The sequence below is a fragment of the Pantoea sp. At-9b genome (assembly GCF_000175935.2).
In the GTDB taxonomy this organism is placed as follows: Bacteria; Pseudomonadota; Gammaproteobacteria; order Enterobacterales; family Enterobacteriaceae; genus Pantoea.
This window is the reverse complement of sequence record NC_014837.1, coordinates 1176502-1200222: the sequence shown is the minus strand read 5'-3', so window position 1 is coordinate 1200222 and position 23721 is coordinate 1176502. Positions and strand designations below refer to the sequence as shown.

General features: G+C 53.5%; 23 protein-coding genes. 9 read left to right on the top strand and 14 right to left on the bottom strand.

Annotated elements, in window-relative coordinates:
- The first annotated feature begins 3 nt into the window (after positions 1–3).
- The 4 genes from dacA (at position 4) to lipA (ending at position 3439) form a co-directional block, all read left to right on the top strand.
- Positions 4–1215 carry a D-alanyl-D-alanine carboxypeptidase DacA gene (gene dacA, locus PAT9B_RS05375; protein ID WP_041525742.1) on the top strand — a complete coding sequence of 404 codons (1212 nt, stop codon included), beginning with the start codon at positions 4–6 and terminating at the stop codon, positions 1213–1215.
- A 94-nt stretch (positions 1216–1309) separates the two neighbouring features.
- Complete coding sequence (ybeD, locus tag PAT9B_RS05370; RefSeq protein WP_013508247.1) at positions 1310–1573, top strand: DUF493 family protein YbeD; 264 nt, start codon at positions 1310–1312, stop codon at positions 1571–1573.
- Between the two features lie 70 nt (positions 1574–1643).
- On the top strand, positions 1644–2297 hold the full coding sequence (gene lipB / locus PAT9B_RS05365; protein WP_013508246.1) for a lipoyl(octanoyl) transferase LipB: 654 nt from the start codon (positions 1644–1646) through the stop codon (positions 2295–2297).
- Between the two features lie 176 nt (positions 2298–2473).
- Positions 2474–3439 (top strand): lipoyl synthase, encoded by a 966-nt coding sequence (gene lipA / locus PAT9B_RS05360; RefSeq protein WP_013508245.1) that lies wholly within the window; start codon positions 2474–2476, stop codon positions 3437–3439.
- A 101-nt stretch (positions 3440–3540) separates the two neighbouring features.
- Here the strand turns inward: lipA and tatE are convergent, their stop codons facing one another.
- The 6 genes from tatE to PAT9B_RS05330 form a co-directional block, all read right to left on the bottom strand.
- Complete coding sequence (gene tatE, locus PAT9B_RS05355; RefSeq protein WP_013508244.1) at positions 3541–3744, bottom strand: twin-arginine translocase subunit TatE; 204 nt, start codon at positions 3742–3744, stop codon at positions 3541–3543.
- A 121-nt stretch (positions 3745–3865) separates the two neighbouring features.
- On the bottom strand, positions 3866–4636 hold the full coding sequence (locus PAT9B_RS05350; RefSeq protein WP_013508243.1) for an amino acid ABC transporter ATP-binding protein: 771 nt from the start codon (positions 4634–4636) through the stop codon (positions 3866–3868).
- On the bottom strand, positions 4633–5592 hold the full coding sequence (locus tag PAT9B_RS05345) for an amino acid ABC transporter permease (RefSeq protein WP_013508242.1): 960 nt from the start codon (positions 5590–5592) through the stop codon (positions 4633–4635). Before PAT9B_RS05345 ends, PAT9B_RS05350 begins: the two co-directional genes overlap by 4 nt.
- Entirely contained in the window at positions 5589–6476 is an 888-nt protein-coding gene (locus PAT9B_RS05340) for an ABC transporter substrate-binding protein (protein WP_013508241.1), read from the bottom strand. The genes PAT9B_RS05345 and PAT9B_RS05340 overlap by 4 nt, the downstream gene beginning before the upstream one ends.
- Before the next feature lie 20 nt (positions 6477–6496).
- A complete protein-coding gene (locus PAT9B_RS05335) occupies positions 6497–7291 on the bottom strand; it encodes a deaminated glutathione amidase (RefSeq protein WP_013508240.1) in 795 nt (264 codons plus the stop codon).
- A gap of 2 nt (positions 7292–7293) precedes the next feature.
- Positions 7294–8253, bottom strand: coding sequence for an ABC transporter substrate-binding protein (locus PAT9B_RS05330; protein WP_013508239.1), 960 nt, complete (start codon positions 8251–8253; stop codon positions 7294–7296).
- Positions 8254–8381: 128 nt separating this feature from the next.
- On the opposite strand from PAT9B_RS05330, the gene PAT9B_RS05325 reads away from it, so the two are divergent.
- On the top strand, positions 8382–9737 hold the full coding sequence (locus PAT9B_RS05325) for a PLP-dependent aminotransferase family protein (RefSeq protein ID WP_013508238.1): 1356 nt from the start codon (positions 8382–8384) through the stop codon (positions 9735–9737).
- Here the strand turns inward: PAT9B_RS05325 and PAT9B_RS05320 are convergent.
- From PAT9B_RS05320 to pagP, 3 genes are all read right to left on the bottom strand, one after another.
- Positions 9721–10146: a GNAT family N-acetyltransferase gene (locus tag PAT9B_RS05320; protein WP_013508237.1), complete on the bottom strand. Its 426-nt coding sequence runs from the start codon at positions 10144–10146 to the stop codon at positions 9721–9723. The two genes, PAT9B_RS05325 and PAT9B_RS05320, sit on opposite strands and share 17 nt — an antisense overlap.
- 348 nt (positions 10147–10494) lie before the next feature.
- The gene (cspE, locus tag PAT9B_RS05315; protein ID WP_006118399.1) at positions 10495–10704 is read right to left on the bottom strand and encodes a transcription antiterminator/RNA stability regulator CspE; all 210 of its coding nucleotides are present in this window, start codon (positions 10702–10704) and stop codon (positions 10495–10497) included.
- Positions 10705–10854: 150 nt separating this feature from the next.
- Complete coding sequence (pagP, locus tag PAT9B_RS05310) at positions 10855–11427, bottom strand: lipid IV(A) palmitoyltransferase PagP (protein WP_013508235.1); 573 nt, start codon at positions 11425–11427, stop codon at positions 10855–10857.
- Positions 11428–12386: 959 nt separating this feature from the next.
- Between pagP and PAT9B_RS05305 the strand changes: the two genes are divergently transcribed.
- Complete coding sequence (locus PAT9B_RS05305; RefSeq protein WP_008103719.1) at positions 12387–12632, top strand: hypothetical protein; 246 nt, start codon at positions 12387–12389, stop codon at positions 12630–12632.
- A gap of 107 nt (positions 12633–12739) precedes the next feature.
- Positions 12740–13822, top strand: coding sequence for a malate/lactate/ureidoglycolate dehydrogenase (locus tag PAT9B_RS05300; protein WP_013508233.1), 1083 nt, complete (start codon positions 12740–12742; stop codon positions 13820–13822).
- A gap of 38 nt (positions 13823–13860) precedes the next feature.
- Here PAT9B_RS05300 and gntT read toward each other — a convergent pair whose 3' ends face one another.
- Positions 13861–15177, bottom strand: a complete 1317-nt coding sequence (gene gntT, locus PAT9B_RS05295; protein ID WP_013508232.1) for a gluconate transporter — start codon at positions 15175–15177, stop codon at positions 13861–13863.
- A gap of 124 nt (positions 15178–15301) precedes the next feature.
- On the opposite strand from gntT, the gene PAT9B_RS05290 reads away from it, so the two are divergent.
- Positions 15302–16612: an iron-containing alcohol dehydrogenase gene (locus PAT9B_RS05290; RefSeq protein ID WP_013508231.1), complete on the top strand. Its 1311-nt coding sequence runs from the start codon at positions 15302–15304 to the stop codon at positions 16610–16612.
- 40 nt (positions 16613–16652) lie between these two features.
- Here the strand turns inward: PAT9B_RS05290 and PAT9B_RS05285 are convergent, their stop codons facing one another.
- The 3 genes from PAT9B_RS05285 to PAT9B_RS29595 all read right to left on the bottom strand — a co-directional run bounded on the left by PAT9B_RS05285 (position 16653) and on the right by PAT9B_RS29595 (position 19212).
- Positions 16653–17480: a Cof-type HAD-IIB family hydrolase gene (locus PAT9B_RS05285; RefSeq protein WP_013508230.1), complete on the bottom strand. Its 828-nt coding sequence runs from the start codon at positions 17478–17480 to the stop codon at positions 16653–16655.
- 109 nt (positions 17481–17589) lie between these two features.
- On the bottom strand, positions 17590–18084 hold the full coding sequence (locus PAT9B_RS05280; RefSeq protein WP_013508229.1) for an RcnB family protein: 495 nt from the start codon (positions 18082–18084) through the stop codon (positions 17590–17592).
- Between the two features lie 897 nt (positions 18085–18981).
- Positions 18982–19212, bottom strand: a complete 231-nt coding sequence (locus tag PAT9B_RS29595) for a DUF1272 domain-containing protein (protein WP_013508228.1) — start codon at positions 19210–19212, stop codon at positions 18982–18984.
- A gap of 204 nt (positions 19213–19416) precedes the next feature.
- Here PAT9B_RS29595 and PAT9B_RS05275 point away from each other — a divergent pair, with 204 nt between their 5' ends.
- Positions 19417–20520, top strand: a complete 1104-nt coding sequence (locus PAT9B_RS05275) for an AI-2E family transporter (RefSeq protein WP_013508227.1) — start codon at positions 19417–19419, stop codon at positions 20518–20520.
- Positions 20521–20549: 29 nt separating this feature from the next.
- Here the strand turns inward: PAT9B_RS05275 and PAT9B_RS05270 are convergent, their stop codons facing one another.
- On the bottom strand, positions 20550–23285 hold the full coding sequence (locus PAT9B_RS05270; protein WP_013508226.1) for a cation-transporting P-type ATPase: 2736 nt from the start codon (positions 23283–23285) through the stop codon (positions 20550–20552).
- Positions 23286–23721: the final 436 nt, after the last annotated feature.

The window sequence follows — 23721 nt, the reverse complement described above, 5'->3', positions numbered from 1 at the left end:
AACATGAATACGCTGAAACCTTCTCGTTTTCTAAAACGCCTGACAGTGGGATCACTGGTCGCCCTCTCTCTCAGCCATGCCGCCATCGCGGACGATGTAAATCTCAAAACCATGATTCCGGGCGTACCGGACATTGATGCTGAAGCCTACGTGCTGATCGATTACAACTCGGGCAAAGTACTGGCCGAGAAGAATGCTGATGCGCGCCGCGACCCTGCCAGTCTGACCAAAATGATGACCAGTTACGTCATCGGCCAGGCAGTAAAAGCGGGCAAAATCCATCAGGACGACATCGTCACCGTGGGTAAAGATGCCTGGGCCACCGGCAACCCGGTGTTTAAAGGATCCTCGCTGATGTTCCTCAAACCGGGCGATCGCGTACCAGTTTCGCAGCTGACGCGCGGTATCGTGCTGCAATCCGGTAACGACGCGTGTGTGGCGATGGCGGATTATGTTGCCGGCAGCCAGGATGCGTTTGTTAACCTGATGAACAACTACGTCCAGGCACTGGGTCTGAAAAATACCCACTTCCAGACTGTGCACGGCCTGGATGCAGACGGTCAGTACAGTTCAGCCCGCGATATGGCGCTGATCGGCCAGGCGCTGATTCGTGATGTACCCGATGAATATGCGGTTTACCACGAAAAAGAGTTCACCTTTAACAACATCCGCCAGCTGAACCGTAATGGCCTGCTGTGGGATACCAGCCTGAACGTTGACGGTATTAAAACCGGCCATACTGATGCGGCTGGCTACAACCTGGTAGCCTCAGCGACGGAAGGTCAGATGCGTCTGATCTCGGCGGTGATGGGCGGCCACACTTATAAAGGCCGTGAGACCGAGAGCAAAAAACTGCTGACCTGGGGCTTCCGATTCTTTGAAACCGTGGCACCGCTGAAAGCAGGGAAAGAATTCGCCTCTGAACCGGTGTGGTTCGGTAACAGCGATCGCGTCCAGCTTGGCGTGGAGAAAGATGCTTATCTGACCATCCCACGTGGCCGCATGAAAGACCTGAAAGCCAGCTATGTGCTGAATAACACTGAACTGCATGCGCCGTTGCAGAAAAACCAGGTGGTGGGCAGCATCAACTTCCAGCTGGATGGCAAAACCATCGAACAGCGCCCGCTGGTGGTGCTGAACGAAGTCCAGGAAGGCGGTTTCATCAGTCGCATCATCGATTACATCAAACTGATGTTCCACCACTGGTTCGGTTAAGGCGCGATTGAAAAAACGCCGCTTTGCCCCGATATAAGTTAATATTATTGCTCCCGCCCCGGCGGGAGCCTGTTTTTTATGCACCGGAGTCAATATGAAAACCAAACTGAATGAACTGCTCGAATTCCCTACCCCCTTTACCTATAAAGTGATGGGTCTGGCGCAACCGGAGCTGGTTGATCAAGTGGTTGAAGTGGTGCAGCGTCATGCGCCCGGCGACTACAAGCCTGATGTGAAGCCGAGCAGCAAAGGCAATTATCACTCCGTTTCCATCACCATCATCGCCACCCACATTGAACAGGTTGAAACCCTGTACGAAGAACTGGGTAACATCGATATCGTGCGTATGGTGCTGTAATGCTGACGCTGGCAAAGGGTTCTTTGCCAGCGTTATACTTTGCTTCTCACTCTCTAACGGATTCTTCGTTTTGTCAGCCAATACGCTTCTTGTTCGTCAACTGGGTCAGCGCGACTGGCAACCCATTTCTGACGCCATGCACCGCTTTACCGATCAACGCGATAGCGACACCCCGGATGAAGTCTGGCTGGTGGAGCACAACCCGGTGTTTACCCAGGGTCAGGCAGGCAAAGCCGAGCATCTGTTGATGCCTGGCGATATTCCCGTGGTGCAGAGCGACCGTGGCGGCCAGGTCACCTATCACGGGCCGGGCCAGCAGGTTATGTATGTGCTGATTGATGTGAAACGTCGCAAACTGGGTGTGCGTCAGTTGGTGACGGCGCTGGAAGAGACGGTGGTTGCCACCCTCGCAGATTATGGCGTTACCGCGCATGCCCGCCCTGATGCACCTGGCGTGTACGTTGGCGAAGAAAAAATCTGTTCGCTCGGTCTGCGCATCCGCAAGGGTTGCTCTTTTCACGGCCTGGCGTTGAATGTCGCGATGGATTTAGCCCCTTTCCTGCGTATCAATCCCTGTGGCTATGCCGGGATGCGCATGGCTCAGTTGGGACAGTTTCAACCCGGCGTGACCACCGCCGATGTGCAGCCGCGCCTGGTGCAACATTTTGCCCGGCTAACGGGTTTTGCCGATAGCGAGTGGTTGCAGTCTGATGTGCCCGTTTGACCTTGTCCGTCAGTGCGGATTTACAATTTTGTAACCTAACGGCACTCACAGCGGCTGATTCCCGCGCGGCGAGATGATATAATTTTTGCAATTTTTTCAAATAAAGTTGAAAGCCTGGTTCTCAGTTTGAGTGAGGAAGCTTTCAAATCGCAATCCCGACCGGAACCTGCAGATTTATGAGTAAACCAATTCAGATGGAACGTGGCGTCAAGTATCGCGATGCCGACAAAATGGCGCTGATTCCGGTGAAAACCGTTATCACCGAACGCGAGGAGATTCTGCGTAAGCCGGAGTGGATGAAGATCAAACTTCCTGCGGATTCCAGCCGTATTCAGGGCATCAAGGCAGCGATGCGCAAGAATGGCCTGCATTCGGTCTGTGAAGAGGCATCTTGCCCTAACCTGGCAGAATGCTTTAACCACGGCACCGCGACCTTTATGATCCTCGGGGCTATCTGTACCCGTCGCTGCCCGTTCTGCGACGTGGCGCATGGTCGCCCGAACGCCCCGGATGCCAACGAGCCGGTGAAGCTGGCACAAACCATCGCCGATATGGCGCTGCGTTATGTGGTTATCACTTCCGTGGACCGCGATGACCTGCGCGACGGCGGTGCCCAGCACTTCGCCGACTGCATCAGTGCTATTCGCGAAAAAAGCCCGTCAATCAAGATTGAAACCCTGGTGCCCGATTTCCGTGGTCGTATGGATCGTGCGCTGGAAATCCTCACCGCCACCCCGCCGGATGTGTTCAACCACAATCTGGAAAACGTGCCACGCGTCTACCGCCAGGTGCGTCCGGGTGCGAACTACGAGTGGTCGCTCAAGCTGCTGGAACGTTTTAAAGAAGCCCATCCGAACGTGCCAACTAAATCCGGCCTGATGGTCGGTCTGGGCGAAACCAATGCGGAAATCGTCGAAGTGATGCGCGATCTGCGTCGTCATGGCGTCACCATGCTGACGCTGGGTCAGTATCTGCAACCGAGTCGTCACCACCTGCCGGTACAGCGTTACGTTAGCCCGGCGGAGTTTGATGAGATGAAAGAAGAAGCCATGGCAATGGGCTTCACCCACGCGGCCTGTGGCCCGTTTGTCCGCTCCTCTTACCATGCAGATATGCAGGCCAAAGGGCTGGAAGTGAAGTAAATTCGTAGCGGCGCGACATAAAACAAAAAACCAGACTGGTGACAGTCTGGTTTTTTTATAACGTAATAAATTTTTACACTTATTGACGTTCGCCGTAAAGATTACTCTTTATGGCTGACACGTTCTGCCGGGACTTCTTCAGCAGTGCTTTTGGTTGCGGTGGATTCATCATCTTTCATGGCTTTTTTGAAGCCTTTGATTGCGGAACCCAGATCGCCACCCAGTGAACGTAACTTGTTGGTGCCAAAGAGCAGTACGATGAGAGCACCGATGATCAGCAGTTTGGCAATACTGATACCTTCCATAATTAACCTTTCAACCTTAGCGAAAAACGGTGACTGTTATTTACGCGCAGAAAGCTCAGCGGCTCAACTGCAATCTGTAACAGATTAAGATCAAAGCCGCCTGTAACTGGCGGCACACCTCTTAGATAAAACGACTCAAAAACGCCTGGGTACGCGGGTGCTGCGGATTGCCTATCACCTGCTCCGGGCTGCCCTGCTCCACCACCACGCCACCGTCCATAAATACCACCCGGTCAGCGGCTTCACGCGCAAAACCAATCTCGTGAGTGACGACAATCATGGTCAGCCCCTGGTCCGCCAGGGTACGCATGGTTGCCAACACCTCACCCACCAGCTCTGGATCAAGCGCCGATGTGGGTTCATCAAACAACATCAGCGCGGGTTTGATCGCCAGCGCACGGGCAATCGCGACACGCTGCTGTTGTCCGCCCGACAAATGACGCGGCCAGGCATCCGCTTTATCACTCAACCCGACGGTAGCCAGCAACTCGCGGGCATGCTGCAACGCTTCCTGACGCGGAAACTTGTGCACGCCAATCGGTGCTTCAATGATGTTCTGCAACACCGTCATATGCGGGTAGAGGTTGAACTGTTGAAACACCATGCCGATCTTCTGGCGTTGGTGGGCAATCTTGCGTGCTGACAAACGATGCAGAATGCCTTTTTTCAGTTCATAGCCAATTTGTTCCTCACCGACCATGATCGAACCGGCGTTCATATCTTCCAGATGGTTAATACAGCGCAGAAAGGTCGATTTACCCGAGCCGGACGGCCCGAGGATCACCACCACTTCACCGGGAAACACATCCAGATCGATGCCTTTCAGCACCTCGTTGTCACCATAACTTTTCTGCACATTGCGGGCGCGCACCAGCGGCTGAACGTGACTCATACATCCTCCTTCTGCACCAGGGCACCACGACCGATATCCTCGCCCTGCGTGCGGCGTTTGGGCGCGACCACGGTGCGTTTGGTTCCGCGTGCATAGTAACGTTCGATAGCCGACTGACCGACATTCAGAATTGAGGTGATGATCAGATACCAAATCACCGCCACCATCAGCATCGGAATGATTTCAAAGGTACGGTTGTACACCGCCTGCACTGAATACAGCAGATCACCCATGGCAATCACACTCACCAGCGACGTGGCTTTGATCATGCTGATCAATTGGTTACCGGTCGGTGGAATGATTGAACGCATTGCTTGCGGAATGATGATACGGCGCAGCGCACGCGTGCGGCTCATACCGAAAGCTTGGGTGGTTTCCACCTGACCGTTATCCACCGACAACAAACCGGCACGGATGATCTCCGCCATATACGCGGCTTCGTTCAACGCCAGCCCGGCAATCGCTGCGGTTAACGGGGTAATCAGATCATTGGTGTTCCAGCTGGCAAAGGTAATACCGGTCCAGGGTATGGTAATCGACAGCGTCGGAAACAGCGTTGACAGGTTGTACCAAAAAATCAGTTGCACCAGCAGCGGCGTACCGCGGAAAAACCAGATGTAGAGCGATGAGAGACCGCTCAACAGCTTGTTCTCCGACAGACGCCACACCGCCAGCAGCAAACCCAGTAAGGTGCCGAGGATCATCGACACCACCGTCAGCCCCAGGGTGACCTGCAACCCCTTCAGCACCGAGGCTTCCGTAAACCATTTCAGTACCACGGACCACTCAAAGTTTGGGTTGGTCGCCACCAGCCAGAGAAAGTTGGAGGCGATCACCAGCACCACAATCCATGAGACCCAGCGTCCATATGTGGGCGCGCTGCGGGCAAAAGCCACGTCGCGCTGTTGCACGTCGGCCTTATCCCTGGCTCGCGAATCGTTGGTGTTCAAACTCATTTTGCCGCCCCTTTCGCCAGGTTACGACCCGGTGCCTGCAACATGTTTCCGTCCAGCTTCCACTTCTTCATAATGGCCGCGTAAGTCCCGTTGCTGAACAGCTCTTTATAAGCATCCAGAACTACGTTGCCCAACTCAGAACCTTTTGGCACCACGGTGCCCTGGAAGATATCACCGAAGCCGTTTTTCTGGCCTTTGCCGGAAAGCTCCAGCTGTCCGTTCGCCTGCTCAACGAAATAAGTCAGCGGTGCCTGTGATGAGAAGAAGGCATCAGAACGTTTTGAACGCACGGCAAGGATCGATGATGGCTGATCGGTGAAGGACTGCACCACAACCGCCGGTTTACCCGCAGCGACACAGACATCGGACTGCTTACGGATCACCTGCTCAGCAGAACCGGCTGCCATCACCGCGATACGTTTGCCACAGGTGTCATCCAGGCCGTTGATCTTCGCCGGGTTACCTTTCTGCACGCCAAACACCACGAATTCCTGCACGAAATCGATAAAGTCGACTTTTTCCTGACGGTCCGGGTAGTCACCAATCGGGCCAATTGCCAGCTGATAACGGCCGGAGTTGATCCCGGCCAGCACGCCAGACAGGCCGCTGACGGTCGCGTGTTCGATTTTCACCCCAAGCAATTGACCCAGCGCGACAGAGAGATCGGCAGATGCACCGTCCATTGAGTGCGGGCCATTGACGATTTCATACGGCGGAAAAGATCCGTTATTCACCGCGATCATTTTGCCCGCGCTTTTAATCTCGGCAGGCAGACGATCATGCAGCGCCTGATCCACTTTTTGGGTTGGAAGCGTGTCAGCAGCCTGGGCGAACGATGCCGTCAGCCCTAAAGCCAGCGCGATTGCAGTAGTGATTTTTTTCATGCTCGAGTTTCCCAGTGCTGTCAGTGTGTATTCAATTCAGGTCGGGCAAAACGACGGTTCTCCAGAACCGGCAAAACGCTGCGCGCGTAAGCGATACGCTGTGGATCGAGGTCAGCGAACACCAATGCAGCGGACTCAGGTGCTTTTGCAATCGCCACTCCGAGCGGATCAATCACCAGACTGTTGCCGATATTGCGCGGGCCACATTCGCCTACCGCCACCATGTAACAGGTGTTCTCCAGCGCGCGGGCGGTGGTCAGCAGCTCCCAGTGCATCTCCTTCAGCGGCCCTTTCACCCAGGCTGCTGGCAGCACCAGCACATCGGCACCGTCCAGCACCAGACGACGTGCCAGTTCCGGGAAACGCACGTCATAGCAGGTCATCAGGCCGACTTTCATACCCGCCACCTCAACCAGCGGCGGAATGACATGGCCGGGGTTGACGCGTTGTGACTCCTGCATCGCAAAGGCATCGTAAAGGTGGAGTTTTTCGTATTCGGCAATGATTTCACCATTGCGGATGGCGATCAGCACGTTAAGCGCTTTCTGCCCTTCCGTAGGGACATGCACGCTCATCATGGTGGTCAGGTTATTGCCTTTACTGGCCGCCAGCAGCTGCGTGACGAACGGACCATCCAGCGGTTGCGCGGCTTTCAGTACCAGATCCGGGTCGGCGATATCACGCGCCAGTACCCCTTCCGGCAGTACCAGCAAATCCGCACCCCCCGCCAGCGCTTTGTTCATCAAACCAATGCAAATATCGGTGTTTTCCTGCCATTCGCGGCTGACCGCAAATTGTCCCATCGCGACTTTCATCATCACTCCCCCTGCGCCGCTGCCGGGAAAATCACTTCCGGCGTCAGCAATGTTTTGGTTAAACCCTGTTCGAACAGCTCACTGGCGAAATCCGCAATCATCTTTTTGTTAGCGGTAAATCCGTTTTGATTCCAGTCGGCCGGTAATTCCTGCGCGGTACGTCGCAAATCATCCAGTAACCACGGCGTGGTGTCGGCATATTTCTCGCGTTTCTTCATCCACAACTGGTACGAACGATCGATAATCTCACTCAATGCCTGCGGCAGCCATGGATGCTCCGCCGCCAGCGCCGGTTTGATGGCCAGAATATGAATCCCCGGAACATAACCCACACGATTGAAGTAATCACGCTCGGCGCTGGCAAAATCCGGCTGCAACTGGCGCAGGCCCGATCCGGGCAGGAAGAAACCTTCCGGCATAAAGGGGGTGAAGACGGCATCCAGCTCACCGGCTTGCAGCAACTCAATCAGCGGGCGTTCGCCCGGAGCCACCTCAATGCGTCCCGGGCGACCAAAACCGGCCAGACGATCAACAATGGGATGCTCCGCCGTCAGACGGCCAGCGAACCAGTAAGCATCATCAATGCCAACGCCAGCCTCGCGCAGCACGGTGCGCGTCCAGGTGTTGCCTGAATCCTGCCAACCGGTGACGCCAATTTTCTTACCTTTCAGTTGGGCTGGTGTGGTGATCGGGCTATCTGCCGTGGTGATGATGCAGCGCTGTCGAAAGCCACGCATCAGAAAATGGGGCAGGCCGAGCAGCGACGTATCGCCTTTGGCACGCGCCTGGGCATAACGGCTGAACGAAACTTCACCCGCGTCATATTTGTCGCTACTGCCAAGGTTATCAACCAGCGTACCGACGCGGTCAATTTCCAGCTGAAATCCTTCCGGCTTGATGTCGCCGAGTGCCAACGGTGTGAAGTAATCCCAGTCACGCACCGCCAGTCTGATGGTTACCATTTTCGTCATTTCCCCGTGTGCAGCCAGGCTGCGTTTAGTTATTCAGCAAATAGTGCTTGAATTTGATACTAAATCGGGAATACTAATCTGAACAATAAATACTTTGTTACTGAACAAAGGTTTTTCTTATGACGCAAACGGTAGATATCGACTGGTTCAGCGCGCAAATTACCGATGCGTCGGTGAAGGGCATTACGCTTACCGCTTCCAACTTAATTCGTGATGGTCAGATTGCGGTGGGTATGCAGATGCCCGCCGTGCGCGAGCTGGCAGAGCTGTTAGGTGTCAGTCCGGCGACCGTGTCGGCAGCCTGGTCGCAGTTGAAAAAACAAAAAGTGCTGGCCGGTAAAGGGCGTAGCGGTGTCTGGGTGTGCGGTAATACGGTGATGCCACGCCCCATTCGTTTTGAAAAAATAGGCAACTACGGCGATAACATCCGGGCAGACCTGGCGATGGCGTCCCCCGATCCGGCGCTGCTGCCAGATCTGCGTGCGGCGATGCTGGCAGGCATTCAGTCGCCCCAGTTGAATAGCTACCATCGTGAAGCCATTTCACCTCAATTGCTGGCGGCGATTAAGCCACGCTGGCCTTACCCGGCTGAGTCATGGCTGGCGACCGACGGCGGTTTTGATGCGATGAACTTGATCGTACAAACCTTGTTGTCCCCCGGCGATCGCGTGGTGCTCGAAGATCCCACCGCCACCCGTTTACTGGACATGCTGGATAACATTGGCGCAGAAATTCTGCCACTGCCCTGCGACGAACAGGGGCCAATCCCGTCAGCCTTAGCCGCACACCTGCACAAATCCCCGGCGATGTTTATCTATCAACCCCGCACCCATTCGACCACCGGGCATACCGTAACGCAGCAGCGTAGCGCTGAACTCGCACGCGTGTTGGCCAACAGCAAAACGCTGATTGTTGAGGATGACGGGATTGGCGATCTGTCACGCTGGCCGGTGTGGAGCCTCGGTTTCCACTTTCCCGATCGCGTGGTGCATGTGCACTCGTTTTCCAAAGCCTATGGTCCGGATCTGCGACTGGCCGTACTCTCCGCCCCCGGTGAACTGGTGAAGCGCATTCAGGCGTGGCGCAATTTTGGGGTCAGCTGGACCAGCCGAATTTTGCAAGATGCGGTCGCCTGGATGCTGACAGACGCGCCTACCCAGCAGCAAGTGACACAGGCAAAAGCGATCTATCGTGAACGACGCCAACACCTGTTGGATGCCCTGCGGGCGCGGGGATTGGCGTTAACTGAACGTGATGGGCTCAGCCTGTATATTCCGGTGGCGTCAGAACAATATGCCATGATTACGCTGGCAGCCCGAGGTATCGCCGCCGTACCCGGCGAACGTTACAGTATCAATGCCGAACAATTTATCCGCGTCAGCACTGCCATGTTCCCGTTGCAACAACTTGACAGTATTGCTGACGCCTTGGTGATTGCATCCGGGCGAGAAATTAACCTTAGCCCAGATCCTTGATGTGATAACGCGGTGATTCGACATAGCCTTCACGCGCATAAAACTGGTTAGCTTTCAGCCGCGAGGCGTGGCAGTGGACTTCCATCCGATCGCAGCCACGCGCCCGTGCCAGCTGTTCGGCATAGCTGAGCAGTTGCTGACCACTCCCCTTGCTGCGTTCACCCTCCGCGATGCAAAAGTAGCTGATGCGGGCAAAATCCCCGGCCAGCGCCAGTTGCGGAATAAAATGGAGAGAGAGAAATCCGAGTACCTGAGTACCATGCTCCGCCACCAGCAACACTTCATCCGGATGGCTGGAAAGCTGTGCTAAACGTGTATCAATAAACGCTTCAGTGTCTGCGTAACCCAGTTCAGTCAGCAGCGCACTCAGCGCAAAACTGTCTTTCGCCTGTGCCTGACGTATGTTCATCCTGCCTCCTCAATAATCCATTTCCTGCTGTTATATAGCGTTGTCAGCAAAAAAGCTGCAAGTAAGGATTGTTATGGGGATGTTACGAGAGTTATCTGTGAGTTGTCCCGCAGATCGTGCCCTATCATGCGACTGTCATCAGGGCTTAAGGATGCGTTAATATTGCTTTGCCATCCTGACCTGAAGCTAACAGGAGGCAGACATCATGAAGAGTATGATACCCCGTTCGATGGATGAGATGCTGGCAATCACCCTCAGCAGTTTCGCCATCATTGCCTGGGCCATTATTTGGTGGCAGGCATAAAAAAACCCGCCAGAAGGCGGGTTTTTAGAATTCTGCGTGTTAACTTACAGGCTGATAACGTTAGCAGCAGATGGGCCTTTAGCGCCGTCGGTGATTTCAAACTCTACGCGCTGACCTTCAGCCAGAGTTTTGAAGCCGTTGCTCTGGATTGCAGAGAAGTGTACGAATACATCTTTGCTGCCATCTTCAGGAGTAATGAAACCGAATCCTTTAGATTCATTAAACCACTTAACGTTACCTTTGATCTTGGACATCTATATTACCTTTACATGAAAAATGGACACTAAACTGTGTCGGCGTCTAGTACAGCAATTACGGTGACCTTTGTCCAGTGCGAATTGATGAAAAAGTGATAAATATCGCCTTTTTCATCCGCCTTTACACTTTCCGCCTGTCTTCACCGGTCAGAACTGAAATCTCAACCAGGCAAAATAGACATTCCCGTTGTTATAAGTTCCTGGAATATAAGTCATTTGAAAGGTAACGGGGCCATATCCGACCGAAGCCAACGGCAACAATACCGGAATCGGGATATAGTTCCAGTTATCTCTGGCCGTCACACCGGCGGTAAAGCCTGCGCCGAAGTGAAAATTATCATCGCTCAGCGGACGCCAAGTCGCTTCCCAACCGTAACCACCGATCGGTTCCCACTTGTTAAACGAGTCTTTAAACGCCATCAGGTACAGGCCATGCCAGTTCCCTTTGTCATCCCAACGCGAGATACCACCGCCTGCGCCCCACGGGCGTTCATTGTACTTGTCGATATGCTCTTGATCATAAGTCCAACGGTTATGCCAGGTGATCGCGGGCAAGTAAAAATCATAGTTTTGCGGTTGCGACCATGTCTGCGCCACATTGTCAGTAAAAGTATTCCAGCCAGACTTGATAGCCTGTGTGGTGGTTTCTGCCTGGACAGAAGAGACGACCCCGACGGTCAAAATACAGCCAGCTAAGGCTGTAGAAACGTACCGATTCACAACAATCATTCCTGTAACATAATTCTTATGGTGACGAGGTCAGATATCCATCTGAAATCTGCCCAAAACTAAAGCTATTGCATGAAAAGCATAATAAAAAAGCAACGGAAACACGCCAGGCATTGTCTGGATTACACCAGGTATTATCTGCATGATCAGACGCGTATAGGGTAAATGTTACCGCTAAACAGAGGAGGCAACTGGAACAAGAGATAAACGAACCGGCATTGATAAAATGTGCACTGCCGTTTCCCCTGTCATTGCTTAAAATCGCTTAATTTTCAGCAAGCTGTATTTGATTGTTGATAACGTAAATAAATTAATGAAATTTATTGTTTGAACTGTGACAGGGAATGAGATAAATCTCAGTGTTCCAGGAAGGAGATGAGGAGGAATGCTGATGACTATCCGTTGTAGCCGATGTGGATGTGCACGATTCTTTTATACCTTGAACAGTGCCAAACTGACCCGAGAACAGCATCACGGAGCCTGCTGTGCTGCCTGCCGCAAGCCGCTAAACCTGAGGGATGTGGTACTACCGCTGCCCCGCTCGTTCCCGGTGGCCTTCACTAATGCAGAATGAGTCTGAAGCGGCACCCGCAGGTGCCAGATAACGTCAGAAAATCAATTTAAACACGCCAGTAATCGTCAAGAGTCCAACAATGAAGATGATAGCGATGATCCACAGGATTATTTTCATTTTCAGCTCCTTGTTACGTTATAAATAGCGCCCACTCACTTCAGTATAGATGAAAATCCTGCCTCTGCCGCACTGTGCGATACCCATCACAGCGCCTTGCTATCGCTTCGTTTCATTGAAGATTATTTCTGCGACCGGGATCGCAGCTAAGGATTTTTCTTAAGTTTGCCGCTTCGTTCTCTCTCCGCGCACTGTCTAAACTTACAGCGCCTCTAGCAGGCCTCAATTGTTATCACTGCCTAAGTAACAAGGAGATTATATGAGCACGATAAATACCAGCATGGGACGTTATAGCCTAAAGGCAAAGGACTATGGCAATCATATCAGTGGCAGCATCGCCATTAACGATGAAGGTGGCACGCAGCTCACCATGCAGGAGTTTGAAGAACATTATCTTGACGATGTCGTCAACAATGTCATTTATCCTGTCACGGGTGGGAACCGTGAGATTACTCGCGCGCTGCGAGATCAGATGGTCAAAGCGGGGTTTGAACAACCGCACTGAGTTTTTGGGCCACAGTTTGTGGCCCTTTGCTTTACACAATCCTCACTTGCCGTTATTACGCATTCGTCGCAGGATGGAGTCTCCATTTTTTAAAGGAGATCAATCGCGTGAGTGCCCTTCATCGTATCCCGTCTTCCCCTCTTCATCAGTTTGTGCAGGCTATCTGGCTGCATGCTGGCAGCAGTGCCGACGAAGCGCGGCTGGTAGCCGACCATTTGGTTGCCGCAAATCTGGCGGGCCATGATTCACATGGCGTCGGCATGATCCCAAGCTATATGGTTTCGCTCACCCAGGGCTTTTTGCAGCTCAATCAGCACACCACCATTGAAAAAGATGTCGGTGCGGTGATTACATTGAGCGGCCATAACGGCTTTGGCCAGGTCGCTGCGTGGGAAGCGATGCAACTGGGCATTGAGCGCGCGGGCAAATTTGGTATCGCCGCCGTGGGGTTGCACGATTCACACCATATCGGGCGAATTGGTCACTGGGCGGAGCAGTGCGCCGCTGCCGGGTTTGTCTCTTTTCACTTCGTCAACGTTGCCGGCGACCCGATGGTCGCGCCGTTCAACGGCAGCGATCGCCGTTTTGGCACCAATCCCTTCTGCGCCGTGTTCCCGCGAACCCACGGCAAACCGCTGCTGCTGGATTTCGCTACCAGCGGCATTGCCTTTGGTAAAACCCGTGTAGCCTGGAACAAAGAGCAACAGGTCGCGCCGGGCTATCTGATTGACCACCAGGGTCAGGCGACCACCGAACCCGGCGTGATGCATCAGGCACCCTATGGTTCATTGTTGCCCTTCGGTTTGCATAAGGGCTATGCGCTGGCGACCATGTGCGAAATTCTTGGCGGTGCGCTTTCTGGTGGCAGAACGACGCACGATGAGACGTTGGTGACCTGCCATGACGCCATCTTCAACTGTATGACCACCATCATCGTCAACCCGGAAGCCTTCGACGCCCCGGCGATGCAGCAGGAAGCGGAAGCCTTCCTCAATTGGGTGAAACGTTCACCACAAAGTGGCGATGCACCGATTCAGGTGCCGGGCGAATGGGAAGAGAGCAATCGTCTGGAGCGTGAACGCGATGGCATCCCACTCGACAGCAATAGCTGGGATAAGATTTGCCAGGCGGCATTGCAGGCCGGTATGCCCGAAGAAGAGTTGGCGGCCTTCCGCGCGCTGGCGCAGTAGACCGCAACGCTGAGGCTGAACGCCTCAGCGTTTTCGCATCAAATCACTGTCGACAGCAACAGGCAGCCCACCAAACCGCAAACTGAAATGATGGTTTCCAGCACTGACCAGGAGCGGATAGTTTCGCCGATAGTCAGGTTGAAATACTCTTTAAACAACCAGAAACCGGGATCGTTAACGTGGGAGAAAATCACACTTCCCGAGCCAACAGCGATCACCATCAGCTCCGGACTCGCACCAGAGGTGACAATCAAGGGTGCCACAATTCCCCCCGCAGTAATCGCCGCCACGGTCGCGGACCCCAGCGCAATGCGCAGCACCGCCGCAATTGACCACGCCATAAAGATCGGCGACACATTGGTTTCATGCATCATGCTGGCGATGTATTTATCCACACCACTGTCCACCAGCACCTGCTTGAATGCCCCGCCGCCACCGATAATCAACAGCATCATCGCGATGATTTTGATCGAGTCACTCAACGTGCCCATCACTTCATCCATGCTGCGCCCACGGTTCAGACCAAAGGTGAAGATAGCGATCAACACCGCAATCAGGGTCGCCATGATTGGATCGCCAAAGAACTCGGCATAAGGCAACACCACATGCCCTTTCGGCAGCACCATTTCCGCCACCGCACGCAGCGCCATCAGGATTACCGGCACCAACGCCGTCGCAACACTGACGCCAAAACCGGGCATTTCGGCTTCGGTAAAGGTTTTCGGGTTCCACAATCCTTCCGGGATCGGTTTATCAATGCCTTTGAGGAAACGTGCATACACCGGCCCCGCCAGAATGACCGTCGGAATACCCAGCAGGGTGCCAAATAACAGCGTTTTCCCCATGTCGGCGTTAAACAGGGTGGCAATGGCTGTCGGCCCCGGATGTGGCGGCAGGAAACCGTGGGTAACCGACAGCGCTGCCGCCATCGGAACACCGACAAATAACAGCGGGACACGCGCGGACGCCGCAATACTGAACACCAACGGCAGCATCAGTACAAAGCCCACTTCATAGAACAGCGCGAAGCCGACGGTAAAACCGGTCAGCACCAGCGCCCACTGAATATGTTTCTGACCAAATTTAGCAATCAGCGTGGTCGCAATGCGCTGCGCGCCACCACAATCGGCCAGCAGTTTGCCCAGCATGGCGCCAAAACCCATGATTAACGCGAGGCTGCCCAACGTACCGCCGACCCCGGTTTTGATCGATCCAATCACTTTGTTGACCGGCATGCCCTGCATCATACCGACGGCCAGCGCCACCAGAATCAGCGCGATAAACCCATTCAATTTGAAACGAATCATCAGCAGCAGCAGTAACGCCACACCGATAGCCACGTAGAGTAATGGCATAATTTTTCTCCACTTTTTGCCCGGTCTTTCACCGGCAGCGGTTTGTTGTGATAAGTCCAGAGGACGATGGATAAAGCAGCGCTTGATATGTTGTTACATAGCACAGCATCTTGTTACCGGTATCATGTTAAGGGTAACACGACGAAGAAATCACCTGCCGCGCCGGGGGAATTTCGGTTTTGAGAAGGTGATCAACTTTTTGCCCATCGGTTATCAGAATGTTTGCCCCAGCAGCAAAGGGGGATTTGGTTACACTAAGGTCTTTCCGCCCATGAAAAAGGATCTGCAGGTGAGTGAGAATCTGATCGAGCTGTACAGTAATCAACAAACCCTGTTTGCCCGCGGCAGTATTGATCGCCTGGTGCCACTGCTGGCCGCCAATCCACAGCCTACGTTGTTATTCTGTGGGCGCTCATTTCTGAACGGCCCGGCCTGGGCGCGCCTCGGTGCGGCGCTCAACGAGAATATCCTCGGCTATGAAATCGTCAGTCATGAGGCTTCGCCGGATGAGATCGATGGCTGGGTGAATCGCTGGCGTGGTCATGTCGATCGCGTGGTCGCCATCGGTGGCGGCAGCGTGCTGGACGCAGCCAAAGCCTTTAGCGCAATGATGCAACATCCGCTGCCAACGGCACGTTATCTGGAGAAAGTGGGTGATACGCCGGTTCAGCCCGCCACATTGCCGCTGATTGCGGTTCCGACCACCGCCGGGACCGGCAGCGAGGCGACGCAAAACGCGGTAGTGACCGACCAGCAACACATTCAGGTCAAAGCCTCGCTGCGCCATCCGGTGTTTGTACCGCAGGTAGCGATTCTCGACCCCGATCTCCTCAAAGGGACACCAGACCACGTACTGGCCACCTGTGCCATTGATGCCTTTACCCATCTGTTTGAAGCGTATTTATCCCGCAAAGGCAATCTGTTCAGCCAGCAGATGGCGCTGAACGGTCTGCGGTTGTTCTTTCAGGCCTGGCCGGCACTGAATCGCACCGATCAAGCGGGTGATGACGCCCGTGAAGCTATGATGATGGCGTCGTGGCTGGGCGGTGTCTGCCTGAGCAGCGCCGGATTGGGGGTCATTCATGGCATAGCTGGGGAACTGGGGGCGATAAAACCCTTCCATCATGGTGAAGTCTGTGGTCGCCTGCTGTTTCCCTTCCTCGATGTGCTGGCTGAAAGCGAGCATCCGGAGCAACAACGTTTGATGGCACAGCTGGCGCACCAACTGTTGCCGGAGGACCCGGCACCACCGGCGTTGGCACTGAAAGCCTGGCTGCAACAGCACGCGATAAACCCTTTCTGGCAAGGCGGTCCGGTCTTGTCAACCGCAGAAGTCGAGTGGATTGTGGCGCGTGCCAACAGTAAAAACGGCTGGGTCAGCTACGACCAAGAGACGTTGACCGATATGGTGACCGCAGCCTGGCAGATTGTCTGACCCGCAGCGGCGCGATGTCGCGCGCCGCTCCCGCCAGGCGTTAAACCCGGAACGGCCCCTGCCCCGCCAGCATCTGCTCAATAACCTGTAACACGCCCTCGTCGTTATTAGACGGGGCCTGATAACGCGCCGCCTGCTTCACACGTTGTGGCGCATTCTGCATGGCAAAACTGAAGCCAGATTGCACCAGCATTTCGAGATCGTTACCACCATCGCCAAACGCCATCACCTCGTTATCGGCGATTCCCCAGCGCTGCTGTAACAGACGTAAACCGTTAGCCTTGTGCAGACCTGGCACGATTAAATCGACCGATCCATGGCCGCTGGACGTCGCTGCCGCCGCACCTTGATGCAGGCGCTCAATATCAGCCATTAAAATCGACACATATTCGTCGGAGAGATTGAGTGCGAATTTGAACAGTTTGTCATCTCCGGTATCGCTCAGGTTATCGATGGCTTTCAGGCGGTGGCAGTAATGACGCATTTTCGTCAGCCATTGCTCATCCACATCCGCGAAGTAGTAAGCACTGTTGCGACCGGCAATCAGATATTTCAGATCAGGATAGTGACCACGCTGTAGCGTATCCATCACGGCATGGACGTCGTCACGCGAAAATGCACCGCAGAACAACTCTTCATCCCGATCAATAATCCAGGCACCGTTCTCCGCCACAAAGGCGATTTCGCTGGCAATCTCAGGGAAGAAGGATTTGAGTTGATAATATTGGTTGCCACTGGCGACCACGAATTTGATGCCACGCTGTTTCAGTTCGGTGTAACAGGCGTGAAAACGTGCGCGATTGTACTGTTTTTTGTCGTCGAGAAAGGTGCCGTCCATATCTACCGCCACCATTTTTACCACGGCCATCATGACTCCTTAGCGCATTGAAAGGAAAACAGATCGCTATACAGGATAACCTGGTGGGGAAGAGAAAACAGCGAAAAGACGGATGGCGAGTGCCATCCGTCTGCGGGGATTAGTTGAAGGCGTTATTCAGCAGAATGGCGGTGATGATACCGGTTGCTGCGGCAACCAGGACATAATTACCGTCGATATACGACCAGTATTCGCCACGTGGCGGTGCATACAGGCCGTGTCCGCGCCAGTCATCTACACGATAATGCGGGCCACGGAATTCCGGTGGTGCCGGGTATCCACGGCGGAAGTCATGACCGTTCCAGGCGAAGCGATCACCACCGTGATGGCCTTCCGGCATCGGACGACCGGCATAATGGTCATTGCCGCGGCCAGGACCAGGGCCACGATCGGCACCGCGATCAGGGCCACGGTTGTTACCATGGTCTGGGCCACTATTGCCACCACGATCCGGGCCGTTGCCATGATCCTGATGCTGGTTACCACCGTGTTGCTGCCAGCGCTGGTCGCCGGGGCCGTCAGCCCAGGAAGCGCTGGAAATCAATGTGCTGCATGCAATAAGCGAAGCGACTAAAGTCAATGTTGTTTTTTTCATGGTGTTACCTCCAGGGATAACGGCAATGATAGCGCCGTTAAGAGATACTATTAATGATATGGAGGCAAAAGCGCATTTCCAAAACTCCTAAAAACCCGCCGACTTACAATATATTACCTCGAATTATCGCTTTCTTAACGTTTGTGTCAGCGCTGACATTAAGTGGCCCGAAAATTCATCATTTTCAGGTCAAAAACAAAGCATGAAAAAAACCCGATCGCAGGGATCGGGAGGAATCAATTTCCATTTATTGCATAAAGAGGGATAACCCTGCAAAGGTGAGGGTAAAACTGAAGCACACAACGCCACATCACTAGCATTGCCGTTAAACAATACCATTTCAAAATGAAAAATTCTTTTAAAAATGACTTTTTTTCAGAAAAATACGTAAAGAGTTAGATGTTCAGGTAAATAATCATCTGCACAGAATTAACCACTGTTAAATAAGGTCTGTGCTCTGACCAGCGCGACCTGCGAGATATTTCTTGCCATCACGACATTATCATACAATGCAGATCATGAAGAATAAAAAGACAATTAAAATCAAACAAATAAACCAAACTCATTAGCTTAGCCATCAGAGTTTCTTAACGAAACGCGGCTTTCATGGATAATTTTCATCTGATGAGAGTCTTAAACCCCGCCAAAAAACAAATTAATACCAAGCAGTGATTAATACAGAGTTCAATATTAGCGTTATTTGAAATAACTGATGAGATCAGATAATTCTGCGTAAACAGCGCGCGTGAGTGCTTCTTTTCTTTTCACTTCTGTAGAGGGGAACGAATAATTGCCTGTGCAATACCTCAACATTGGTATTTAGTCAGGAATAGCAGCGGCTGAAAGAATGTCAGTAAGCGCCCGCCCTCTGCCTGGATGAAGGCGTGGCGCGGTGAATTACCGGGGTGACAGGCGGCGTGTGGTTGATGCCGGATGATGCAGCAACTCCGCAGCGGGGCGGATAGGACGACGAACCAATTCCCCGCCGCAGTTGGGGCAATGCCCAGCGAGGATCTCAGTGACGCAATTAACGCAGAAGGTGCACTCGAAAGAGCAGATATGCGCCTCTTTTGACTCCGGGGGCAGGTCTTTATCGCAGCATTCACAGTTCGGACGCAGTTCCAGCATGGTGTTCTCCTGTACGAAAAAAAAACCATCATCGCTGGCAGCGACGGGTTATGACCAGACCACCGGCAGACACAGCAGGGGCAAATCGGGACAGCAACACATTTTGCAGCGCGCATAAATCGCGCCGCGCCACCGCCGAATATGTGACGCTGCTCACCAGACCTTCTATAGTTCATGCGATCCCCTTTTTAAAGAGACGTGTTAATGCAAGTTAAAGGTTTGAATATCGGCTTTTTCATCGTCATCCTCGCCATCGTCACAGTGGCGTTTTTTGATGTACTCACCCCTTACTTCTCGGCCATTTTCTGGGCAGCTATTCTGGCGGTGATTTTCCATCCGCTGAAATCTCTGTTACGGCAAAAAATGGGGGACCGAAATGGCCTGGCCTCACTGGTCACCTTGCTGATCATCTGCCTGATCGTCTTTACGCCACTGGCTATCGTGACGTCCTCTCTGGTGGTGGAGCTGAATACCGTCTACAACAAGCTGCAAAACAACTCTTCGCAGTTTCCGACGGTGTTTGCCGATTTGTTCCAGCATTTGCCGGACTGGGCGCGTAATTATCTGTCTGAACATCATCTGAACAACGCTGCGCAAATCCAGGAAAAACTGTCCAGCTTTGCCCTGAAGGGCGGCCAGTACATGGCGGGCAGCGTGTTCGTCATCGGTAAAGGCACCTTCACCTTTACCGTCGGTTTCGGTGTGATGTTGTATCTGCTGTTTTTCCTGCTGAAAGACGGTGCCTGGCTGGTCAACCTGATTTTAGAGGCGCTCCCGCTTTCCACTCATGTCAAACACCATCTGTTGTTGAAGTTTGCCGCCGTGTCACGCGCGACGGTGAAAGGCACGGTGGTGGTGGCTGTGGTGCAAGGCATCCTGGGCGGGCTGGCATTCTGGATCACTGACATCGATGGCAGCCTGTTGTGGGGCGCATTGATGGCATTTCTCTCACTCATTCCGGCGATTGGTTCGGCGATCATTTGGGTGCCCGCCGCCATTTTCTTCTTCGCCACCGGCGCACTGTGGAAAGGCTTATTCCTCGTTGGCTTCTTCGTCGTGGTGGTCGGTCTGGTGGACAATATTCTGCGCCCGCTGTTGGTGGGTAAAGACACCAAAATGCCGGACTATCTGATTCTGATCGCCACGCTGGGCGGCATGGAAGTTTACGGCATCAACGGCTTTGTCATCGGTCCACTGATTGCCGCGTTGTTTATCGCCTGCTGGAACTTGCTCTCTGGCCGCGATAACCGTGACAACGTGGAAGAGATTGATGAGGAGTTTATTGAGGAAGGAAAGCAACGCGATTGATAGCGGGTGCCGTCTGGCACCCGTCCCCATCATTCACTCGCCAGCACCTTATCGCCTGATGCGCGCCAGCCGCGCGTCAGGCGTTTTTCTATCTCCACCAGCACAAAGATCCCGGCACTGACCGCCAGCGCGATCAGCCAGTATTTCAGCGGCAGCGGCTGCGTACCAAACAGAGTGTTCATCAACGGAACATAGATGATCAACGCCTGCAACAGGATCAGCACCAGCGTCACCAGCCAAATTCCCCGGTTCTTCAGCAGGCCGGCATCAAGTGAGAAGCCTTCACTGTTGCGGCAATTGAGCATATAAACCCACTGCGCGGTCACCAGCATCTGCAACAACACCGTGCGGATAAATTCCGGGCTGTAGCCGCGTGGTTGCAGCCAGGCTTCCAGTACAAATGCACTGACAGATATCAGCAGACCGACAAACAACACGCGCCAGATCGCAAACCCATCCATCACATTGCTGCGCACATTACGCGGTGGTCGTCGCATGATGTTCTGTTCCGCAGGCTCAAATGCCAGACCAAAGGAGAGCGTGGCGGAGGTCGCCATATTCATCCACAGAATCTGCACCGGCGTCAGCGGCAACAGATTGCCCATTAAGATAGCGATGATGATCAACAGCCCCTGCGCAAAGCAGGTCGGCATCACAAACAGAATGGTTTTTTTCAGATTGTCATAGACCCGACGCCCCTCTTTCACCGCCGCCGCGATGGTGGCAAAGTTATCATCGGCGAGGATCATATCGGCTGACTCTTTGGTGACTTCGGTGCCTTTAATCCCCATGGCAATACCGACATTGGCCTGCTTCAGCGCCGGGGCATCATTCACGCCATCGCCGGTCATGCCGACAATTTCCCCGCTCGACGCCAGCGCTTTTACCAGCCGAAGTTTATGTTCCGGGCTGGTACGGGCAAAAATGTCATATTCCTGCGCTGCCTGTGCCAGCTCAGCGTCATTCATATGTTCCAGTTGATAGCCGGTCACTGCCGAGGTGCTGTTGCCAATACCCAGCATCTGCCCGATCGCCATCGCCGTTTCCTGATGATCGCCCGTGATCATCTTCACGCGGATACCTGCCTGCTGGCAGTCGCGAATGGCGGTAATGGCTTCCGGGCGTGGCGGGTCCATCATGCAGGCTAATCCCAGCAAGGTCATGCCGTCACGCAAGTCCTCATGGTCGAGGCGATGCTTCACGGTTGGCAACCAGCGCCAGGCCGCCGCCACGGTACGCAACCCTTCGCTGGCGTAGGTGGTAATGGCATTTTCCCAGTAATCCCGATCGATCGGCGTGCTGCCTTGATCCCCCTGCTGTTGCTGGCACAGTGCCAGCAACACATCCGGTGCACCGGTCAGTAAAATGCCGGGCTTACCCTCAATGACCGCACTCACCGCCTGATATTTGTAGAGCGAATCGAATGGCAGCTTGCTGACCACTTCAATGGCGTCGGACTTCACACCTGCTTTCGCCGCCAGCACCTTGAGTGCCCCCTCGGTGGGGCCACCGATGATCCCCCAGTGACCGTTGTCGTCCTGGCGCAATTGACTCTCATTACAAATATCGACGGTGCGGAGAAAAGCCTGTAATACGTGATCTTCCGCGGCAGTCTGCGCGCTGGTACCGGTTACCGGATAAAACTCGCCTTGCGGTTCATAGCTGTCGCCGCTGATGCGCCACTGACTCGCTGCCAGTACCACAGCTTTCACCGTCATCTCATTCATCGTCAGCGTGCCGGTTTTGTCCGAGCAAATAACGGACATCGCACCGAGGGTTTCCACCGTCGGCAGTTTGCGGATAATCGCCTGATTGCGCGCCATTGATTGCACACCCAGCGACAAAATGATGGAGATAATGGCCGGCAACCCTTCCGGCACCGCCGCGACCGCGAGGCTGATTACCGACAGCAGCAGCTCCCCCAGCGGAATGTCGCGCAGCAAAAAACCAAAGACAAACAGCGCCACCATCATCAGCAAAATGATGGCGAAAATGGCTTTGCCCAACTTATCGATTTGCACCAGCAACGGTGTTTTCGCCTCTTCAATCGACGAGATCATCGCATTGATGTGACCTAACTCGGTATCTGCGCCAGTGGCAATCACCACCCCGGCCGCCGTCCCGGCGCTCACCGTGGTGCCGGAATACGCCAGGTTGAACCGGTCGCCGAGTGATTTCTCCCCTTCCAGCGCAGCCGTGCTTTTTGCCACCACGGTGGATTCACCGGTGAGAATCGCTTCTTCTACCCGCAAATTGTGGACGTCAAACAGGCGCAGATCGGCCGGGATTTTGTCACCCGGACGCAGCAATACCACATCACCCGGCACGATATTTTGCGTGGCAATGGTGGCCTGTAATCCTTCACGCAGCACAATGGCATCGCTCGACAGCATATTTTGGATGCTTTTCAATGACTTCTCGGCGTTACTTTCCTGGATAAATCCAATCAGTGCGTTGATGACAGCAACGCCGAGAATGACAAAGGTATCGACCCAATGGCCCATCATGGCCGTGACCACCGCCGCCGCCAGCAAGATATAAATCAGCACATCTTTGAAATGGGCGATAAAACGCATCAGCGCCGATTTCTCGCGCTTTTGCGGCAGAATATTTGGCCCATGCGTCTGCAACCGCTGCTGCGCTTCTTCGCCACTCAATCCTTGTGGGCCGCTATTAAATGCAGCGAATGCGGCTGCACTGTCTTGTTGATACCAGGGACGCTCGGCGGAATCCGTTCGCCGCACTGTAAAAGGAATGATATTCATAATTACCCCGTGGGACTGAATTAATACATCATGACCAAAACAAAAATCATACTTTAATAATATTTTCCGCCCACGCGATGACCAACATCATGTTTTCTTCAGTTTAAAATCATGGGGATAATTCACCCACCGCTAGTCACAAGAGTAAATTATTATCATGATAAGAAACTTCTAATCCGGCATTGTTAAACATTTCATGATTTTATTTTTCTTTTTACAACCCAACAAGAAGACAAGGTAAGTCATTAAAAAACAACTACCTACAATGATAACTCTCTTTATTATTGATGAGATTATTACCCCTCTCGCTGCCGGATTATTGCACGTTAATATCCCTTCCGGTCTGTCTGCATCGCACAGAAGACATTAAACCAAGACTTAACGAAGGCAGAAAAAATTAATTTTTGCCATAAACATTGAGGATAATCAGTATTTC

Coding starts and splice junctions, on each gene's coding strand:
- dacA (WP_041525742.1), top strand. CDS start 4: ATGAATACGCTGAAACCTTCTCGTTTTCTAAAACGCCTGACAGTGGGA.
- ybeD (WP_013508247.1), top strand. CDS start 1,310: ATGAAAACCAAACTGAATGAACTGCTCGAATTCCCTACCCCCTTTACC.
- lipA (WP_013508245.1), top strand. CDS start 2,474: ATGAGTAAACCAATTCAGATGGAACGTGGCGTCAAGTATCGCGATGCC.
- tatE (WP_013508244.1), bottom strand. CDS start 3,744: ATGGAAGGTATCAGTATTGCCAAACTGCTGATCATCGGTGCTCTCATC.
- PAT9B_RS05350 (WP_013508243.1), bottom strand. CDS start 4,636: ATGAGTCACGTTCAGCCGCTGGTGCGCGCCCGCAATGTGCAGAAAAGT.
- PAT9B_RS05345 (WP_013508242.1), bottom strand. CDS start 5,592: ATGAGTTTGAACACCAACGATTCGCGAGCCAGGGATAAGGCCGACGTG.
- PAT9B_RS05340 (WP_013508241.1), bottom strand. CDS start 6,476: ATGAAAAAAATCACTACTGCAATCGCGCTGGCTTTAGGGCTGACGGCA.
- PAT9B_RS05335 (WP_013508240.1), bottom strand. CDS start 7,291: ATGAAAGTCGCGATGGGACAATTTGCGGTCAGCCGCGAATGGCAGGAA.
- PAT9B_RS05330 (WP_013508239.1), bottom strand. CDS start 8,253: ATGGTAACCATCAGACTGGCGGTGCGTGACTGGGATTACTTCACACCG.
- PAT9B_RS05325 (WP_013508238.1), top strand. CDS start 8,382: ATGACGCAAACGGTAGATATCGACTGGTTCAGCGCGCAAATTACCGAT.
- PAT9B_RS05320 (WP_013508237.1), bottom strand. CDS start 10,146: ATGAACATACGTCAGGCACAGGCGAAAGACAGTTTTGCGCTGAGTGCG.
- cspE (WP_006118399.1), bottom strand. CDS start 10,704: ATGTCCAAGATCAAAGGTAACGTTAAGTGGTTTAATGAATCTAAAGGA.
- PAT9B_RS05305 (WP_008103719.1), top strand. CDS start 12,387: ATGAGCACGATAAATACCAGCATGGGACGTTATAGCCTAAAGGCAAAG.
- gntT (WP_013508232.1), bottom strand. CDS start 15,177: ATGCCATTACTCTACGTGGCTATCGGTGTGGCGTTACTGCTGCTGCTG.
- PAT9B_RS05290 (WP_013508231.1), top strand. CDS start 15,302: ATGTTAAGGGTAACACGACGAAGAAATCACCTGCCGCGCCGGGGGAAT.
- PAT9B_RS05285 (WP_013508230.1), bottom strand. CDS start 17,480: ATGGCCGTGGTAAAAATGGTGGCGGTAGATATGGACGGCACCTTTCTC.
- PAT9B_RS05280 (WP_013508229.1), bottom strand. CDS start 18,084: ATGAAAAAAACAACATTGACTTTAGTCGCTTCGCTTATTGCATGCAGC.
- PAT9B_RS29595 (WP_013508228.1), bottom strand. CDS start 19,212: ATGCTGGAACTGCGTCCGAACTGTGAATGCTGCGATAAAGACCTGCCC.
- PAT9B_RS05275 (WP_013508227.1), top strand. CDS start 19,417: ATGCAAGTTAAAGGTTTGAATATCGGCTTTTTCATCGTCATCCTCGCC.
- PAT9B_RS05270 (WP_013508226.1), bottom strand. CDS start 23,285: ATGAATATCATTCCTTTTACAGTGCGGCGAACGGATTCCGCCGAGCGT.